The organism is Clostridium hominis, assembly GCF_014287825.1.
Lineage (GTDB): Bacteria > Bacillota > Clostridia > Clostridiales > Clostridiaceae > Clostridium > Clostridium hominis.
In genome coordinates this window covers 1-18,905 of record NZ_JACOOO010000014.1, presented here as the reverse complement: position 1 = coordinate 18,905, position 18,905 = coordinate 1, and the positions used below count along the sequence as shown (strand labels likewise).

Below are 18,905 nucleotides of genomic sequence, written 5' to 3'. Positions count from 1 at the left end.
TACCAAAACTATGAAAAAAGCTTATGTGATATGGAAATGAAATATATCTTTGGGCATATACCAAATGAAAAATATATTTTTACGAAATTGAATATTGAAGCTTCAAGAAGTGCCTTTATAAAGCATAAGATATCAATTATTTATTCTTCAGACAATATTAAAAGTATAGTTGATTATATAGAGTATAAAAAATTAGCTTATAATGATTTTAAAGTTAATTATATAAAATCAGATCATGGAGATATAGATTATAATAAGAGATTGGATGCTATGAAAAATATAGGTTTTGTAATAAAAGGATATCCTGATATACACAATCCCAAAATAAACCTTGCTATTACAAAGATTAATAATAGGTATATATTTGGAGAATATGAAAAGAATGATTTATCTTGGCAACGCTTCGATAAAATGCCTCATTCTTATTCTAACGGATTGAGTTTAAAAATGGCTAGAGCAATAATAAACATAGCAGTTGAACATAATCTAGATAGTAAAGTTGTAGATCCTTGTTGTGGAATAGGTACAATTGTCTTAGAAGGTCTCGATTTAGGTATAGATATTATAGGATTAGAAATTAGCAAACAAATAGCACATAATGCACGAAATAATATTGAGTTTTTTGGATATGATAGAGACATAATACAATGTGGGGATATGCACAATATAAAAGAGAAATATGATATAGCCATAGTAGACATACCTTATGGAATATTTTCACCAATAACTTATGAAGAGCAATTAGAAATAATTAAGACTAGTAGAAAGATTGCTGATAAAGTTATTTTAATAAGCTTTGAAGATATGGATAAGGAGCTTATTGACGAAGAGTTTAAAGTAATAGATAAAGGTACTATAGTTAAAAATAGATTTACAAGATATATTACTATTTGTAATTGATAAATTAAATGAGCTTAGTAGCCCAGGTTCATTATTACCTACCGCATTTCGCTTAATATGTATAGAAGTAAAAAGTTCCATTTATTATCCCAAGTATTTGTTAAACTTTCTTTTATCTCTCTGATAATTGAAATTCCACCCCTGATGCTCCCTTCATAATAGAAAAAGACCTCTTCTATAGATGGTGTAATCTCAAAAACATTAATAAATAGATATAAAGTTAAAAATATTATGGTAAAATTAAATTTATAAAATTTAAAATAAATAAAGGAGTTTTTATGCAAAAGTTTAGTCACGGTTGTACTTTAGATTGTGCAGATTGTTGTAAATTTAATGTTTATAAAGATGATAATAATACTATTAAAATAGAAGGTGATAAAGAACATCCATATACTAAAGGATTGATATGTAAAAAAGGATTAGCACATATAGACCGATTAAATCATCCAAATAGAATTTATAAACCTTTGATAAAGGTAAATAACAAGTGGGAGGAAATCACTTTTGAAGATGCGCTAGATATAATGGTAAAAAAATTAGCTTATTACAAAGAAAAATATTCTTCAAGATCTATTATGTACTATGAGCAATATGGAAATGGTTCATTATTAAAAAGTATTGGAGATATATTTTTTAATTTTTATGGTGGTGTTAGTAAAAGTAAAGGTGGTCCTTGTTGGAGTGCTGGAATAGCAGCTCAAAAGCTTGATTTTGGGGATGTAAAAAGTCATTCATTAGAGGATATGATAAATAGTAAAAATATATTTATATGGGGTAAAAATCCTGCTGTTACAACTATTCATACAATGCAGGCTATAAGAAAAGCTAAATTAAATGGGAGTAAAATAATAGTTATTGATCCTATATATTCAGATACTGCTAAAATTGCAGATAAATATGTAAGGGTTAATCCAGGAGGCGATTGTGCCTTAGCATTAGCTATTGGGAAAATTATAGTAGAAAATAATTTATGTGATATGAACTATATATCAAACTATGTAAATGGGTTTGACGAGTATAAAATTTATTTAGAGAAACTTAAATTCTCAGAGTTAAGCAAAAAATCTGGAGTTACTATAGATGTAATAAAAGAGTTAGCAATGTGTTACACTGATAAATATTCAACTATATTGTTAGGCTATGGTTTACAAAAGTATAAAAATGGTGGAAATACTATTCGAGCTATTGATACATTAGGAGCTATTACAGGACAGATAGGAGTAGCTGGAGGAGGGGTAAATTACGCAAATAAAGGTTTCGACTCTGTTTTAGATACAGACCCATATAAAAGTTGTAATTATGCTGATAATAGATACTTTTATACAAGTGACTTATCTGATTTTATAGATGATACTATAAATAATAATGATAAGTATAAAGAAAATATCTATTCAAAAACTACTGATGAATTTAATAGGTCTTATTCTGCACCTATTAAAATGGCTGTAATTACTAAGAGTAACTTATTAAATCAATTACCTGATTTAAATAAGCTAAAACAATCATTCTCTAAAATAGAGTTTAAAGTATGTTTTGATATGTTTATGACAGATACAGCTAAAGAATGTGATTTATTTATTCCGTCAACAAGTACCTTAGAGAGTGAAGATATTTTATTCAGCTCAATGATGAATCCTTATATTATTTATAATGAAAAAGTTATTGAACCTAAATATAAACTTATGGATGAATATTATTTTTTCAGAGAAGTAGCTAAAAAACTTAATATAGTAGATTATCCTGTAGTATCAAAAAGAGATTATTTGAATAAAGTTGTTTCACCTCTTAAAAGATATTATAAAGATATTAATTTAGATAAAATTAAAACATCATACTTAACATTGAATAACGATATACCTTGGAGTGATAAAAAGTTTTCAACATCTTCAGGTAAATTTGAAATCAATATAAATCATGAGGTTTTTGAAGATAAGTATAGAATGAATATTCGATTATTAACAAATCATAGCAAAGAAACTCTATTTAGTCAGCATATGATGGATAAGGATTCAATATCTCAAGTATATATTAATAATAGTATGGCCAAAAAGCTTTCAATAATTGACAAAGAAGTAGTAAAACTAAAATCGGAAACGGGATTTATAGAGGTACAAGTAAATATTGATGAATCCATTGGCAATAATATTGCTATGATGTATGTAGGCTGGTGGGAGAAACATGGTAATCCTAATTTTATAACAGTGTCTGGAATTTCTGATATTGGTGGACAAGTAACATATAATGATACTTTTATAGAAATAGAAAAAATTTAATTATTATATAATATTACTTAAAATCTAAAAATAGATATATAGATAGAGAGGTGATATTATATGAAATTTAAGAATTTAGTATGGACAATATCAAAAGATGATATAAAAAGCATATGTAAAGTACTTGATAAAGTTATCATAAATAATGTTGAAATTAATGATAAGATAGAAATTATTGGGTCATACAAGGTAGTAGGATTAAATGTTGATTTTGAAGCTATCTTAACATTATTACCAGTTAATAATAATATAGTTTATATAAAAATCGTGTCCTTTAAATTAGCCAAAAAGGATATGAGCAATCCTTTAGTAAAAAAATCAATGAATCTTATTATAAATTCTATTACTTCTATTGATGGAATAACATATGATAGCAGTATATTTAAAGTTGAATTAGAAAAGTTATTAAATAACATCTGTAATGAAAGTAATAAAATTCACATAAATACTTTATATGTTGAAAGTATAAAATTAATAAATAACGAAATTAGTTTAAACTTAAATTTAGCAGATATAACATTATTAGATTTAAAATAAATTGATGTCTAATAAAAATAAACCTTTATTTTAATAAAAAATATGATATAGTATATATAGTAACAATATAGGTTGGAACACTATATTGGAACATTTCGTTTCAATGCTATTGATTATTAATTAAAAGTTAATTAAGAAAATGTGCTATCCTTCTTTCTTGGGGTAGCACATTTTCTTTATACACTTATTAAATAGCAACCATACTATTTTTTCTTTTCTTATTATTTTGTTTTATGCCATAAACGTAAGTATTATAGTTATTACATTTTAGAGAGTAATTATTATCTGCTTTAAAACGTTCTGCCATAATTCCTTCTATTGTTCTTTTTAAATACTGCTCAATCCCATTATCAAAATAGCTTTCTATATCATAATATGAAACATTAAAACTAGATAAATTTAAGTTTAAATTTAGACTATTTTCCCTAAATGTATAAATAAGATTATGAAAAGTAGTAAATATAATTGAAAATTTAGGGATAATAATTTTTAAAGTATATATATTTGTACTTTTCTTATAAATTTTATAAATAGGATTTATGTCACAATAAGTCACTTTAATTGGATTTTGTATATTTTGCTTTATAATCATTCCATCTGGATCAATATATTTAACATCATCTTTAAAATCAATCCATACTTCATAATTTTTGTTTATATTTCGTATAAAGTTAATTACGTTACTTTGTAAAGATGTATATGCAATACTTTCCATAAAATCACCCCTTAATACTTCTTAATATAATATTTATTAAGTTAAATGAAATTTATGATAGAAAAAGTTATTTTATATAAAAATATTAATCATAATGAGCGATTTATGTAAAAGGTTTTATCTTTATTTAAATGGTATAAAATGGTAATATATAATTATATTATTATTTCTTTCAAAGTTATATTGAGTTATATATGTATATTAAAGCTTATGTAAACGTATATATTATTTGATGTACCATTACAACCAATTTAAATCTATAAGGAGGACAAAATGAATTTCAATGTTATAGGGGAAAGTGTAAATAGGTCAGATGCCATAGCAAAAGTAACTGGTAAAGCAAGGTACTCAGAAGATTATTCTGAAAGTGATATGTTAGTCGGAAAAGTTTTAAGATCCCAGTATGCTCATGCAATTATAAAAAATATTGACGTATCAAAGGCAAAAGCATTAGATGGTGTAAAAGCTGTAATTACGCATAAAGATTTATCTAAAATTAAATTTGCAACTGCTGGTCATCCTTGGTCATTAGACCCATCACATAGAGATGTTGAAGATAGACTGATTTTAACTGATAAAGCTCGTTTTGTTGGAGATGCCATTGCTGCTGTAGTAGCTGAAGATGAACTTATTGCTCAGAAAGCATTAGAGTTAATAAAAGTAGAATATGATGTTTTGCCTGCTGTTTTTAATGCAAAAGAATCAATACAGCCTGGGGCCCCTATTATCCATGAAGAAAAACCAGATAATATAATTAGTTCTTTTGGTGCTAATATTGGAGATATAGATGAAGAGATTAAAAATGCAGATTATATATTTACTGGTGAATATGAAACAAGTGCTGTTCAACATTGTCATATGGAAAATCAAAGTGCTTATGCATATAAAGATAGTTCAGATCGTATAGTAATTGTTACGTCTACGCAAATACCTCATATCGTTAGGAGAATAGTTGCTCAAGCTTTAGGTTTACCATGGGGAAAAGTTAGAGTTATAAAGCCATATATAGGTGGAGGTTTTGGTAATAAGCAAGATGTTACTATTGAACCTTTAACTGCAGCTATGTCATTAGCTGTAAATGGTGAACCAGTTAGACTTACTCTAACACGTGAAGAGGTTTTTGTTGATACACGAACAAGACATGCAATGTTATTTAATATAAAGACTGCTGTATCTAAAGATGGATATTTAAAAGGTATTTATATGAGTAATCTAGTAAATAATGGTGCATATGCATCTCATGGTCATTCCATAGCAATGAGCGCTGCTAGCAAGTTTAGACCATTATATAATTTTTCAGCTATAAAGGTAGAGCCAAAGACTATATATACAAATTTACCAGTCGCAGGTGCAATGAGAGGTTATGGAATTCCTCAAATCTGTTTTGCCTTAGAAAGTCATTTAGATGATATTGCTAAAAGTTTAAATATAGATCCAATTGAATTTAGAGAAAATAATTTTATAAATATAGGACATACTGATAAGCTTTCTAATCTAGTTGTACGTTCTTTTGGATTAAAAGAATGCGTTAAAAAGGGTAAAGAGCTAATAAATTGGAATGAGAAAAAGGAAAAATATAAAAATCAAAGTTCAGATAAACGTAGAGGCCTTGGAATGGCGTGCTTTAGCTATTTCTCAGGAACTCATCCAGTTGCTTTAGAACTTGCAGGGGCAAGAATAGTAATGAATCAAGATGGTTCATGTCAGTTGCAAGTTGGTGCCACAGAAATTGGACAAGGTAGTGATACTGTATTTAGTCAAATGGCAGCAGAGATTATAGGAATACCTTTTGATATGATTCATATAGTCTCTATGCAAGATACTGATATTACACCATATGATTCAGGTGCATATGCTTCTAGACAAACTTTTGTTACAGGAGCTGCTGTTAAAAAAGCTGCTACGGAAGTTAGAAATAAAGTACTAAAAATAGCATCTAAGAAAACAGGTCTATCAGCAGATGAACTAGATATTATAAATGGAGATATAATCGAGAAAAGGTTAAACGGATTTATCTGTACAATTGAGGATATCTCAATGGAAGCCTTTTATAACAGAATAGATGCAGAGCCGATCACAAGTGATGTTTCAGAAAATGTTAGAATGAATGCTATAGCTTATGGTGTAACTTTTGCTGAAGTAGAAGTAGATATAATTACAGGTAAAATTGAAGTTTTAGAAATTTATAATGTTCATGATTCAGGTACTATAATTAACCCTAAACTTGCTGAAGGTCAAGTTCAAGGTGGAGTTAGTATGGCACTAGGATATGCTTTATCAGAAAAAATGATTTTTGATAATAAAACCGGAAAATTATTGAATAATAATTTGCTAGATTATAAATTACAAACAATTTTAGATACACCTAATATTGGGGTTGCATTTGTAGAAACTTATGACCCTGGAGCAAGTTTTGGGCAAAAATCATTAGGAGAAAATCCAGCTATTTCGCCTGCTCCTGCTATAAGAAATGCTGTTTTGGATGCAACAGGAGTAGCATTTAATAAACTACCTATGAATCCACAAGCAGTTTATGAGAAATTCAAAGAAGAGGGATTAATATAGAAAGGAGCTGTAACAATGTTTGATATTAAGAATATTTATGAGCCTAAAAATATAAAAGAGCTATTAGATTTAATGGATACTTGTTCAAATCCTACTATAATAGCTGGAGGCACTGATGTGTTAATAAAACTAAGACATGGTAGTCTCAAAGAAGCAGAGCTAATAAGTATTAGGAGTCTAGAAGAATTTAACGAAATTAAGCTTTTAGACGATGAAACAATCTCTATTGGGGCTTTAGCATCTTTTTCAAAAATCTTCAGAAATGAGATTATAAATAATACTATACCTATTTTAGCAGAAGGATCAGTTTCCATGGGTGGGCCTCAAATTAGAAATATGGCTACTATAGGTGGTAACATTTGTAATGGAGCAGTATCAGCAGACAGTGTGCCTAGCTTGTTTGCTTTAAATGCACACTTAAAGCTAATTAATAGTAATGGAGAAAGAATTGTTCCAATAACTGATTTTTATTTAGGACCTGGTAAGGTTAAGCTTGAAAAAAATGAAGTTTTAACAAACATACTTATAAATAAAGAAGATTATTTAAATAAGAAAGGTTGTTATATTAAATTTTCTAATAGAAAAGCAATGGATATATCTATGCTAGGAGTAGCTGTTGTATGTGAATTTGACCATAACAAATTTGAGGATCTTAGAATAGCATTAGGAGTTGCTGCTCCGACACCTATAAGGTGTTATGAAACTGAAAACTTTGCAAAAGGTAAAATACTAACTCCAGAAATGCTAAATCAAATTGGAGAATTAGCAGTTTCTGCATCAAAACCAAGAGATTCTTGGAGAGGATCTAAAGAATTTAGACAGCATTTAATAGCTAATCTTACAAAGCGTGCTATAGATAAATTATATAGAAACTAGGAGGGAATATTATGAAGAATAATTTAACTAAAAGGATATCTATTAATGTCAATAATAAAGAGTGCTCAATTGAAGTTGATATAAGAGAATCTTTATTAGAAGTTTTAAGAAACAAACTACAATTGACAGGTGTAAAACAAGGATGTTCTGTTGGTGAATGTGGAGCATGTACTGTGTTAATAGATAATGTCCCTACTGATAGTTGCATTTATTTAGCTATATGGGCAGATGGTAAAAAAATAACAACTATTGAGGGAATAGCTAAGAACGGAAAATTAAGCAAGGTGCAAAAGGCTTATATTGATGAGGGGGCAGTACAATGTGGTTTTTGTACACCTGGATTAGTTCTCACTACAACAGCCTTAGTTAATAGTAATAAAACTTATACTGATGATGAAATTAAACGAGAAATTTCTGGTCATTTATGTAGGTGCACTGGATATCAAAAGATATTTCAGGCAACAAAAAAATCTTTAGAGAGAAATTAATATAATTAGGGGGTAAAAATTTAAATGGGAGATAAAATGACACCAATTCCTTTTGAAAAATTATTAAATTGGGTATTGGATGAATATAAATTAAAAGGTACTATATTTGGAATAAGTAAAGAAAAATTTTATAAAAATGTTTCAAAGTCATCTATAAATATTTTAGGAGAAAATATATCAACTTGTATGGGACCGGCAGCAGGGCCACATTCGCAATTGACACAAAATATAGTAGCAGCATATTTAGCTGGTAGTAGATTCATAGAATTAAAGACAGTTCAAATTTTAGATGGTGATGATTTACCAGTTTCAAAACCTTGTATCTACGCTCAAGATGAATGCTACAATGTAGAATGGTCAACAGAGCTTACAGTTCCCAATGCATATGATGAATACGTAAAAGCTTGGTTTTTACTGCATGTATTAATGAAAGAATTAAACTTAAGTGATAATAGAGATTTTATTTTTAATATGAGTGTAGGATATGACTTAGAAGGAATTAAATCTCCAAAAGTTAATAAATTTATTGACGAAATGATAAATGCCTCTTCAACTTCTATATGGAATGAATGTAAAAAAGCTATTAATGATAATTTAGATAAGTTTTCAAGTTTCAATATTGATGATTTAAATAGTATATCTAATAAAATTTGTAGCTCTATCACGTTATCAACTTTACATGGATGCCCTCCAGAAGAAATAGAGAGAATATCAAACTATTTATTAACTGAGAAAAAGTTAAACACTTTTATAAAGATGAATCCAACTCTTTTAGGAGAAAAATTTGTTAGAAATACCTTTGATAGTATGGGATATAAATATATTACCCTAAATTCTCATCATTTTAAAAATGACCTACAGTTTGATGATGCTGTTAGTATGCTTTCTAGGTTAAAGAAAGTTGCTAAGAGCTTGAACTTAGAAATTGGAGTAAAATTAACCAATACTTTACCTACTAAGATAACTAATAATGAATTGCCAGGTGAAGAAATGTATATGTCAGGTAGATCATTATTCCCACTTTCTATAACATTAGCCTATAAGCTTGCTAAAGAATTCAACGGTGATTTGAAAATATCTTATTCCGGCGGAGCAGATTTCTTTAATATTATAGACATATATTCAACTGGAATATCTCCAATAACTTTTGCTACAACCCTATTAAAACCAGGTGGATATGAAAGAATTCATCAACTTGCAAAAAATACTGAAGCAATTAACTCTAAAATAGAAAAGAAAATTAATTTAGATCTATTAGAAAAGCTATCAATTAATGTATTAAATGACAAGCATTATAAAAAGGGGTGGAGAGAAGCTACAAATAGAAAAATTAAATCTAACCTACCTTTATTTGATTGTGCAACAGCCCCTTGTAATAAAGGATGTCCAATAAATCAACAAATACCTCAGTATGTTTCATTAGTAGGAGAAAGGAAGTATGGCGAAGCTTTTGAAGTTATTGTTAATGATAATGTTTCACCAGCAATAACATCAACTATTTGTAATCATAATTGTCAATCTAAGTGTACAAGATTGGATTATGATAAATCTGTCTCTATTAGAAATATGAAAAATATCGCTGTTATAAATGCTCAAGAAGAGTATATAAGCAGACTAGAACCTACTACAATTAAAACTAATAAGAAAGTGGCTATTATAGGTGCTGGTGTAGCTGGACTTGCTACTGCTGCATACTTGAGAAGAAATGGTGTTAATGTAACAGTCTTTGAAAAACGAGATAAACCTTATGGTGTTATCCAATACGTTATACCTGAGTTTAGAATAGAACAATCTATTATTGAGAAAGACTTCAATTTAATTAAAAATTATGGAGTTAACTTTAATTTTGGTTCAAAGGATGATTTTATTATAGAGGAATTAAAAAAAGAATATGATTATGTAGTTTTGGCTATTGGTGCTTGGAAGCCTTTAAAAGTAGATATTGTTGATAATGATAATAAAACAATAAATGCCCTAGAATTTCTAGAAGATTTTAAACATAACAGTGAGGTTATTAATTTGGGAAAGAATATTTGTATAATTGGTGGAGGAGATGTAGCAATGGATGCTGCAAGAGCTGCCAAAAGATTAAATGGAGTAGAAAATGTTACTGTTATATATAGAAGAACAAAAGATCTTATGCCTGCAAGTAAAGAAGAAATAGAATTACTAATTGAAGATGGGATAATAATAAAAGAGTTACTTTCTCCAAAAGAAGTGAAGGATGGTAAGCTAATATGTATAGAGATGAAATTAGGTGATAAAGATTCATCTGGTAGAAGAAGACCGATAGAAACTACTAATACTATAGAACTTGATGCTGATACTGTAATACAAGCTGTAGGTGATACAACTGATACAACACTATTAGAAAAAAATAATATAGCTATGAATAGTAAGGGATACCCTATTACTAATGAGAACTATGAAACTTCAATAAAGAATGTTTATGTTGTAGGTGATATGAAAGCTGGCCCAGCAACAATTGTTCAAGCTATGGCTGATGGAAAACTAGTTGCAAAAGATATACTTAAAAGAGAAAGTATTTCTAAAGATTTCAAAGAAAAAGTAATTCAAGTTTGTGAAAATGAATTATATTTAAAAAAGGGTATTCTTAGTAGCCCTAAATTAAATGAAGATGAATCAAGTAGATGTCTTTCTTGTAATAATATTTGCGAACTTTGTGTAGATGTATGTCCAAATAGAGCAAATGTATTAATTAAGACTAACAGTGATAATATGAATTCACACCAAATTCTTCATGTTGATGGTATGTGTAATGAGTGTGGAAATTGTGGTGTATTCTGTCCTCATAATGGTAATCCATACAAAGATAAGTTTACTATTTTCTGGAGTGAAATAGATTTTAATAACAGTGAAAATAAAGGCTTTTTACTATTAGATACGACTAATAATATATTTAAAGTAAGAAGAGAAGATAATTCAGTTGTAACTTATAAATTAGGAGAAGAAAATAAAGTTTCAGATCAATTTGAAGAAATGATTAAAGCATGTATTTACAATTATAACTATTTAATTTAATTGACTAAGGTGGAGACTACAATATTTATTTATCTCCACCTTTTTACTTATAGATATAAGTGTTCTAATTTTTATATTAAAGAATTTAGGTGATAATAATGTCAAATTTATATTGTATTAAGGGAGATATTTTATATACTAAAGATTTTGGTAGCTTCGAAACTATTGAATCGGGATATATTCTAATTGAAGATAGTAAAGTAAAAGGTGTTTATAAGAATTTACCTGAAAAATTCTTAAAAGTAAAAGTGACCGATTATAAAAATTCGTTAATAATACCTGGCTTGGTAGACTTACATTTGCATGCTCCTCAGTTTCCTAATATAGGACTAGGGTTAGATAAGGAACTAATACCTTGGTTAGAGACCTATACTTTTCCAGAGGAAAGTAAATATGATGATATTGAATACTCTAAAAAAGTATATTCAAAATTAATTAAAGAGATATGGAAATACGGAACTACTAGGTGTTGTGTCTTTGCTACTATTCATAAGGAGAGTTGTAAATTATTAATAGAGTTGTTTAACACTTCAGGTCTAGGTGCTTATGTTGGGAAAGTAAACATGGACTATGATAGCCCTATAAATTTATTAGAAGATACAGATAACTCGATAAATGATACTGAAGAGCTGCTTAAAGAGTATAGAGATAAATTTCCTTTAGTAAAACCAATAATTACTCCGAGATTTGTTCCTTCATGTAGTGATAAATTATTAAAATCCTTAGGTGAATTAGCTATAAAATATAATGTACCTGTCCAATCTCATCTTTCAGAAAATAGGGGTGAGATTAAGATGGTTGCTGATAGATACCCTAACGAGCCTAATTATGCAAGTGTGTATAACTCTTCTAATCTTCTAGGGCAAACCAAAACCATCATGGCCCATTGCATTCATTTAAGTGATGAAGAGATAACATTATTATCTAATAAGAATGTATATGTTGCTCATTGTCCGACCTCCAATGTTAATCTATCTAGTGGGATAGCTGCAATAAGAAAACTTATAAATAATGGAGTTAAAGTAGGTTTAGCTACAGATATTTCAGGAGGTCATACTTTATCATTAATTGAAGTTATGGCTTATACTATGCAGATGTCTAATTTAAAATGGATAGAGTCTAACTATCAAGATGCACCCTTAACTACTGCTGAAATGTTTTATTTAGCTACAAAAGGTGGAGGAAATTTCTTTGGAAGTGTAGGAAGTTTTGAAGAAGGCTATGATTTTGATGCTCTTGTAATAGATGATAGTAAAGAAGAGCCTTTTAACTATTTATCATTAGAAGAAAGGCTTCAAAAGTTCATATATAGTGGAGACTATAAAAAAATAAAAGCTAGATATATAAATGGAAATATTGTTAATGAACCAAATTTATAATTTAGGAGGTTGCTAAATGGAGTTAAAAGATATAGTAAAGCCTTCTACTATAGAAGAGGCCTTAAGGTTAAAAAAATCTTTAACTACTAGCTTATTCTTAGCTGGTGGAACAGATTTAACATTAAATATCAAAAAAAATGAAATTACTACTAAATACTTAATAGATTTAAATGTTGTAGATGATTTAAAAATAATTAGTGAAAATGAGTTATATATAGAAATTGGATCTATGGTTACTTTTTCTGAGCTTAGAGAAAATTTAATAATAAGAAAATATCTTAATTCACTTGTAAATTGTGCAGAAACAATGGGTTCACCTCAAATTAGAAATATGGCTACAATAGGAGGAAATATAATTAATGCTGGTCCAGCAGCGGATGGAATTCCTTGTATTATGGCTTTGGATGGAATTTTAACCTTTAAATCTTTAGATAAAGTTCGTAATATAACTTGCGTAGATTATTTTAAAAATTACTCAGCTGAAAGAATTAAAGCAAATGAATTGCTTACCAAAATATTAATCCCTAAAAAGAGTATTTTAAGTGGGTTTTATAAGCTTGGAAAAAGAAATTCATTAGCAATTGCAAGATTAAGTACATCAATAGTTTTAAATATAGAAAATGATATTATAAAAGACATCTCAATATCATTAGGTGCAGTTGGCAGATATCCTTTTAGAGTTGAAAAAACAGAAAATTTAGCAAAAGGCAAAAATATTAGCTGGTTATTTGATAATGAGATTTTGACTTTGCTAGAAAATGAAGTTGTAGAAAGTATAAAAGGAAGAAAAACTATGAATTTTAAAAAAGAAGCTATTAAAGGAGTTTATAAAAATGCTCTGAAAATGACATTGACTCTGGAGAAAAATGAGAGGATGATTTAAAGATATGAATGTAAGTATGACCATAAATGGAGAAAAATACTTAAAAGATATTGATCCATCTTTAAGGCTAATAGATTTCTTAAGAGATGAATTAAAATTAAAAGGCACAAAAGAAGGTTGCGGAGAAGGCGAATGTGGAGCTTGTACAGTAATCTTAGATGGTAAAATAGTAAACTCCTGTTTAGTCATGGCTGGTTCAGCAAATAATTGTAATATTATAACTATAGAAGGCGTAAATCAAGATGGACTAGATATAATACAAAAAGCTTTTATAGATATTGGAGCAGTTCAATGTGGATATTGTATACCAGGAATGGTTTTAAGTGCAAAGTGTTTATTAGATAAGAATTTATTTTCATCAGAAACTGAAATAAGAGAGGGTATTTCTGGCAACCTATGTAGATGTACAGGCTATGAAAAAATTATTGAAGGTATAAAACTAGCTCAAAAAAGATTAATAGATTCTAGGGGGTGATCCTTTGAAATCAGTAGGTGAGTCAATAATTAGATCAGATTCTTTAGAGAAGGTCTTGGGAAAAGCTATTTATCCTGATGATATTGAATTTGATGATATGCTATATGCAGGTGTTAAAAGAAGTTCTATAGCCTATGGAAAAATATTAAGTATTAATATAGATGAAGTAAGGAGAATGAATGATATTGTTGAAGTAATAGATTATTCTATGTTACCTTCGGCTAATAGTCATGGTGTTATATTTAAAGATATTCCTACATTAGTTAAAGATGTAGTTAAGCGAGTAGGAGATTGTATAGTCTTAGTTGTTGCTAAAACTAAGAAGGCTCTAAAGAATGCACTAGATAACGTTAAAATTGAATATGAAGTATACAAAGGCTCCTTCTCAATAGAAGATTCATTAAAAGAAGATGCACCTATTATAGGAGATGGTTCTAATATCCTATATGATATAAAAATAAAAAAGGGTAATATGGAAGAGGGGTTTAGTAAAAGTAAATTTATAGAAGAAAATTGGTATAATACTCAAATGACAGAACATGCATTTTTGCAGCCTGAATGCGCAGTAGCTAACTTTTGCGAGGATGGAACTATCGACATTTATGTTGCTACTCAATACCCTCATTATGATAGGAAAGAGGTCTCTAGGGCTTTAGGGTTAAATGAAGAGAGTGTAAGAGTTCATAATGCTGTAATTGGTGGAGCTTTTGGTGGAAGGGAAGATATTAACCCCCAATGTCATGCAGCAATTGCATCATATATTACTAAAAAACCTGTAAAGGTACTTTATTCAAGAGATGAATCTACAATATCTCATTGTAAGCGACATCCAATGAAGATGTATTATAAAACAGCAGTAGATCAAAATGGAAAGTTATGTGCATTAAAAGCTATAATTTATGGAGATACTGGAGCTTATGCATCTTGGGGTATGAATGTTTTGAGAAAAGCTGCAGTTCATGCAACAGGTCCTTACGAAATTCCTAATGTTGATATAAGAGCTATGGCTATATATACTAATAATCCTTTTTGTGGAGCTATGAGAGGATTTGGGGCTGCTCAAGTACCTTTTGCTATGGAATCACAAATGGATATTTTAGCTAAAAAGCTTAATATGAATCCTTTGAAATTTAGATATATTAACTCATTTGATTTAGGAAGTACAACTGCTACTGGACAAATTCTAAAAAGTAGTGTTGGAATCAAAAAGTGTATAGAAAAAATGGCTACAGTTGATAAAATTGATCTTTCATAAGGAGGTAACGTTATGAGAAGAAAAGGTACTGGATATGCAACTGTTTTTTATGGCACTGGTTATGGTAATGGTTTTCCTGATGAATCTAGGGCTACTATTGAGTTGAGTGAAAATGGAATTGTTACAGTATATGTTGAAGTATCTGATGTTGGTTCTGGTGGTTATAGTATAATGAAGCAAATAGCAGAAGAAACATTAAATATTGAAAATGATTGTTTGATACTTAAAAACACAAATACTTCATATATGAAGGATTCAGGTACTGCAGCAGCTAGTAGACAAACATATAATACTGGAAACGCTGTTTTAAATGGATGTAAAAATTTGTTAGATAATATTTCAAAAGTGTTCCAATTATCCAATAGTAAGGTATTGAATAAAGACTCCCTAAAAAAAATATATAATGAATTAATAAAAAACAATATTGAAGCTATAGCTGATGGATACTTTAAAGCTACCACATCACAGGTTGATCTTGAAACTGGCCAAGGCGATCCTTATTGGCCATATAGCTTTGGTCTACAGAAGGCTATAGTAGAGGTAGATGATGAGACAGGTAAAGTAGATATAATTGAATTAGTTGCTATAAATGATGCAGGTAAAATTGTTAATCCGGTTTTAGCTGAAGGGCAAGCTATTGGTGGATGCTCTATGGGAATAGGTTATGCATTGATGGAAGAAATTGAATTGAGTGAAGGAAAAATAAAGAATACTAACTTTTCAGATTATATAATTCCAACAAGTAAGGATATGCCCAAAGTTAAAAGTATATTTGTTGAAGAAGAGGAGCGAAGTGGCCCTTATGGAGCTAAAGGTCTAGGGGAAACTGTAATGCTAGCTACTGCACCAGCTATAATTAATGCTATATATGATGCGATAAATGTTAGAATTTACGATTTGCCAGCCACACCTGATAAAGTACTATTAGAAATAAATAAAAATAGATAAATAAATTGATATGCTTTATTTATATTTTAACTAACTTCAGTTTTATATAAAGGGCATATCAATTTTATTTTTTTACTTATAGCATATACGAAAAGTCAATTTTTGTTGTTGCTTCCTTTAGTTTTTTCATACTTACTCCTAAATATCGCATTGTTGTTTTTATATCTGAATGATTTAAGGCATGTCTAACCAATTCGATATCATGTCCAGATTCTTCATAAAGGGTATGAGCAAATAATTTTCTAAATGAATGTGTTCCAATATTTTTATATCCAAGATAATCAGTTATTATTTTTAATTGTTGTTGCATATTCCTTACTTTATTAGGATATATATAATCGTCTCCATCTAATTTATTTTCAACTACGTATTCTAAAAATTTATTATACATATTTTCTCCTAACTCTCTGTTTTGCCATTTACCTGTTTTTATTTCTTTTATAGAGAACTTACTTCTGTTGAAGTCTTCTACTTTTAAATTAACTATATCAGAAGCTCTAAAACCTAAAGTTGCTTGAAGAGCTAATGCAAATGCTAAGGATGGGTTAGGTCTAAATCTTTTTCTCCTCCCTGTGTTTTTCTCTCCATAAATAAATCCACTTTTACATAATTTAATTATTTCTTCATACTCATCTATTTCTAATGGGCGAGTAGCTCTATAATTTTTCTTTTTGCTAACCTTAGTTCCTCCATCTGTTTTAATATTGTCAAAAACGGATCCTATATTGCTATCGTTTTTTGCTCCCTCTGTTTTTAATGAATTCTCTGTTTTTTTTAAGGTTAACTCTTCACTTTCTTCTAATGCTTTCATTTTTTTATAAAATTCATAGAATTTCATCATCTCTATCATTTCATCATTCATTTTATTTTAAAAATTCCTTTCTTCTAGAAATCTAAATTTAAACTGCGCTTTTTATTTTCAAAAACTGCGTATTTCACATTTTGCTAATTTAATTATATCTATAAATCATTGATTTATCAAGGGTTTTCATAAAAACTGCGCATATTCAGGAATATGCGCAGTTTTTAATAAATATAAATGTATTATTTTTGTTCATTTTTATAGAAATTCTCCTTCAGATATGCTACAATTAATTAACCAAAGTTAACTAAGTTAACTTTGGTTAACTTAGTTAACTGCAGATAGGAGAATAAAAAATGATTGAAATTAATGAAAAGAAAGAAAACATAGTTGATAATGATGAAAATATCAAAATGTTAGAAACAGAAAAGGAATTAAATCAAAGCAAAATAGATGGAGCAATACCAAATGAAAAACTTGAAACGAAAGGTTTAAAGTTAAAAAAAGCTACTAAAGATAGATTAAATAGCTTACAAAGCAAATTTGGTGATGCTGAAACATTAATATCCACACTATTGAATCAATATGAATTAATAAAAATTCAAAACGATAGTAAATTTGCTGATAGGAAAGCTGAAATTGATAAATTTAATTATTTATTAGATTCAATCAGAAATAGCTACTTATCGTCACTTGATATGGCTAATTTTATTGAAGAAAAGTATAACGAGAAATTCCAAAATGAAATTAAAGTGAGAGAGAATTTAATCGCTTCATTACAGGAAGATAATAGTACCCTTAAAGAGAAATTAAAAAATATTGAGGAAGAATTATTTGTAAAAAATTCTGAATTAAAAGAAGCGAAGGATAACTTTTCTAAGGTGAATGATTTATTAAGTACTTTCGAAACTGATACAAAGGAAAAAACATTACAAATTCAAAATCTACAAAAGCATATAACTTCTCTAACTGACATAGTTGAGCAAAATAAGGAATTTAAAGAAAAATATGATACGATGCAATCTGTTGTAGATAACCTACAAAAACGTATAACTAACTATCAAGTATTAGAAAATGAAAACTTAAAATTGAATAAAGAATTAGAAATAACAAAAAACGAGATAGATATTTTAAAAAGCGATTTAAGAGCTGAAAGAGAGTATTCAAATAGTTTAAATGAAAAAATGCATAACTTAATACTGATGAATTCAAACGAGAGCTCTCGCTTGAAGGACCAATATTTAGAAGATAAAAAGTCTATAGAAACAGAAAAGAATAATATAATAGAAGAAAACCTAAGGGTCATTACATCCTTAAAAGATGAAATATATAATTTAAAGTTAGATATATTGAAAAGTAAGAAATAATAAAAATAACCTATAATGATTAAATCATTATAGGTTATTTTTTCATAATTGATGATAATCTAATCTCACCATTTTCTAACACTCTAACAAACCATCTATATTGACTATTTACATCTTTTTGAGAATCTATAGTAGGTTTGCAGTTTAATATAGGTGTATATAAATAATATTTATCATTATTTTTTCTGAGTATTTGTATAGAACCTTCGTAGTTAGTAAATAAATTAAATAAAGAATCTAAAAGAACTACTATATTATTAGTAGTAATTAAGTATTCACATATAAATTCTTCTTTTGTTTTCACATTCTGTATTACAATAAGTAACTCGCTTTCTTTTTCTAATTCGATTGCATTTTGTTCAAATATAAGAGTGTTATTTTTTAATATAAGTTTATCTAA

General features: G+C 28.4%; 16 protein-coding genes. 13 read left to right on the top strand and 3 right to left on the bottom strand.

Annotated elements, in window-relative coordinates:
- The 3 genes from H8S20_RS07695 to H8S20_RS07685 all read left to right on the top strand — a co-directional run.
- Positions 1–900: TRM11 family SAM-dependent methyltransferase (locus H8S20_RS07695; protein WP_243177567.1), on the top strand; the 900-nt coding region annotated here is incomplete at its 5' end.
- Positions 901–1,178: 278 nt separating this feature from the next.
- Positions 1,179–3,173: a molybdopterin-dependent oxidoreductase gene (locus H8S20_RS07690; RefSeq protein WP_186859727.1), complete on the top strand. Its 1,995-nt coding sequence runs from the start codon at positions 1,179–1,181 to the stop codon at positions 3,171–3,173.
- Positions 3,174–3,233: 60 nt separating this feature from the next.
- Positions 3,234–3,710 (top strand): hypothetical protein, encoded by a 477-nt coding sequence (locus H8S20_RS07685; protein ID WP_186859726.1) that lies wholly within the window; start codon positions 3,234–3,236, stop codon positions 3,708–3,710.
- A gap of 187 nt (positions 3,711–3,897) precedes the next feature.
- Here the strand turns inward: H8S20_RS07685 and H8S20_RS07680 are convergent, their stop codons facing one another.
- Positions 3,898–4,425 carry a hypothetical protein gene (locus H8S20_RS07680; RefSeq protein ID WP_186859725.1) on the bottom strand — a complete coding sequence of 176 codons (528 nt, stop codon included), beginning with the start codon at positions 4,423–4,425 and terminating at the stop codon, positions 3,898–3,900.
- Positions 4,426–4,698: 273 nt separating this feature from the next.
- On the opposite strand from H8S20_RS07680, the gene xdhA reads away from it, so the two are divergent.
- The 9 genes from xdhA (at position 4,699) to H8S20_RS20785 (ending at position 16,336) form a co-directional block, all read left to right on the top strand.
- Positions 4,699–6,990: a xanthine dehydrogenase molybdenum-binding subunit XdhA gene (xdhA, locus tag H8S20_RS07675; protein WP_186859724.1), complete on the top strand. Its 2,292-nt coding sequence runs from the start codon at positions 4,699–4,701 to the stop codon at positions 6,988–6,990.
- A gap of 15 nt (positions 6,991–7,005) precedes the next feature.
- Positions 7,006–7,866, top strand: coding sequence for a xanthine dehydrogenase subunit XdhB (gene xdhB / locus H8S20_RS07670; RefSeq protein ID WP_186859723.1), 861 nt, complete (start codon positions 7,006–7,008; stop codon positions 7,864–7,866).
- Positions 7,867–7,877: 11 nt separating this feature from the next.
- Positions 7,878–8,354 carry a xanthine dehydrogenase subunit XdhC gene (gene xdhC / locus H8S20_RS07665; RefSeq protein WP_186859722.1) on the top strand — a complete coding sequence of 159 codons (477 nt, stop codon included), beginning with the start codon at positions 7,878–7,880 and terminating at the stop codon, positions 8,352–8,354.
- Between the two features lie 24 nt (positions 8,355–8,378).
- The gene (ygfK, locus tag H8S20_RS07660; protein WP_186859721.1) at positions 8,379–11,396 is read left to right on the top strand and encodes a putative selenate reductase subunit YgfK; all 3,018 of its coding nucleotides are present in this window, start codon (positions 8,379–8,381) and stop codon (positions 11,394–11,396) included.
- 98 nt (positions 11,397–11,494) lie between these two features.
- Positions 11,495–12,775, top strand: a complete 1,281-nt coding sequence (gene guaD, locus H8S20_RS07655) for a guanine deaminase (RefSeq protein WP_186859720.1) — start codon at positions 11,495–11,497, stop codon at positions 12,773–12,775.
- 16 nt (positions 12,776–12,791) lie between these two features.
- On the top strand, positions 12,792–13,658 hold the full coding sequence (locus H8S20_RS07650; RefSeq protein ID WP_042281688.1) for an FAD binding domain-containing protein: 867 nt from the start codon (positions 12,792–12,794) through the stop codon (positions 13,656–13,658).
- A 4-nt stretch (positions 13,659–13,662) separates the two neighbouring features.
- The gene (locus H8S20_RS07645; RefSeq protein WP_032118710.1) at positions 13,663–14,133 is read left to right on the top strand and encodes a (2Fe-2S)-binding protein; all 471 of its coding nucleotides are present in this window, start codon (positions 13,663–13,665) and stop codon (positions 14,131–14,133) included.
- A 4-nt stretch (positions 14,134–14,137) separates the two neighbouring features.
- Positions 14,138–15,388, top strand: a complete 1,251-nt coding sequence (locus H8S20_RS20790; RefSeq protein ID WP_186859719.1) for a xanthine dehydrogenase family protein molybdopterin-binding subunit — start codon at positions 14,138–14,140, stop codon at positions 15,386–15,388.
- Between the two features lie 12 nt (positions 15,389–15,400).
- On the top strand, positions 15,401–16,336 hold the full coding sequence (locus H8S20_RS20785; protein ID WP_186859718.1) for a xanthine dehydrogenase family protein molybdopterin-binding subunit: 936 nt from the start codon (positions 15,401–15,403) through the stop codon (positions 16,334–16,336).
- A 76-nt stretch (positions 16,337–16,412) separates the two neighbouring features.
- Here H8S20_RS20785 and H8S20_RS07630 read toward each other — a convergent pair whose 3' ends face one another.
- A complete protein-coding gene (locus tag H8S20_RS07630) occupies positions 16,413–17,198 on the bottom strand; it encodes a tyrosine-type recombinase/integrase (protein ID WP_186859717.1) in 786 nt (261 codons plus the stop codon).
- Positions 17,199–17,494: 296 nt separating this feature from the next.
- On the opposite strand from H8S20_RS07630, the gene H8S20_RS07625 reads away from it, so the two are divergent.
- Positions 17,495–18,505, top strand: coding sequence for a hypothetical protein (locus H8S20_RS07625; protein ID WP_186859716.1), 1,011 nt, complete (start codon positions 17,495–17,497; stop codon positions 18,503–18,505).
- A gap of 34 nt (positions 18,506–18,539) precedes the next feature.
- Here the strand turns inward: H8S20_RS07625 and H8S20_RS07620 are convergent.
- On the bottom strand, positions 18,540–18,905 hold a 366-nt coding region (locus H8S20_RS07620), incomplete at its 5' end, for a hypothetical protein (protein ID WP_186859715.1).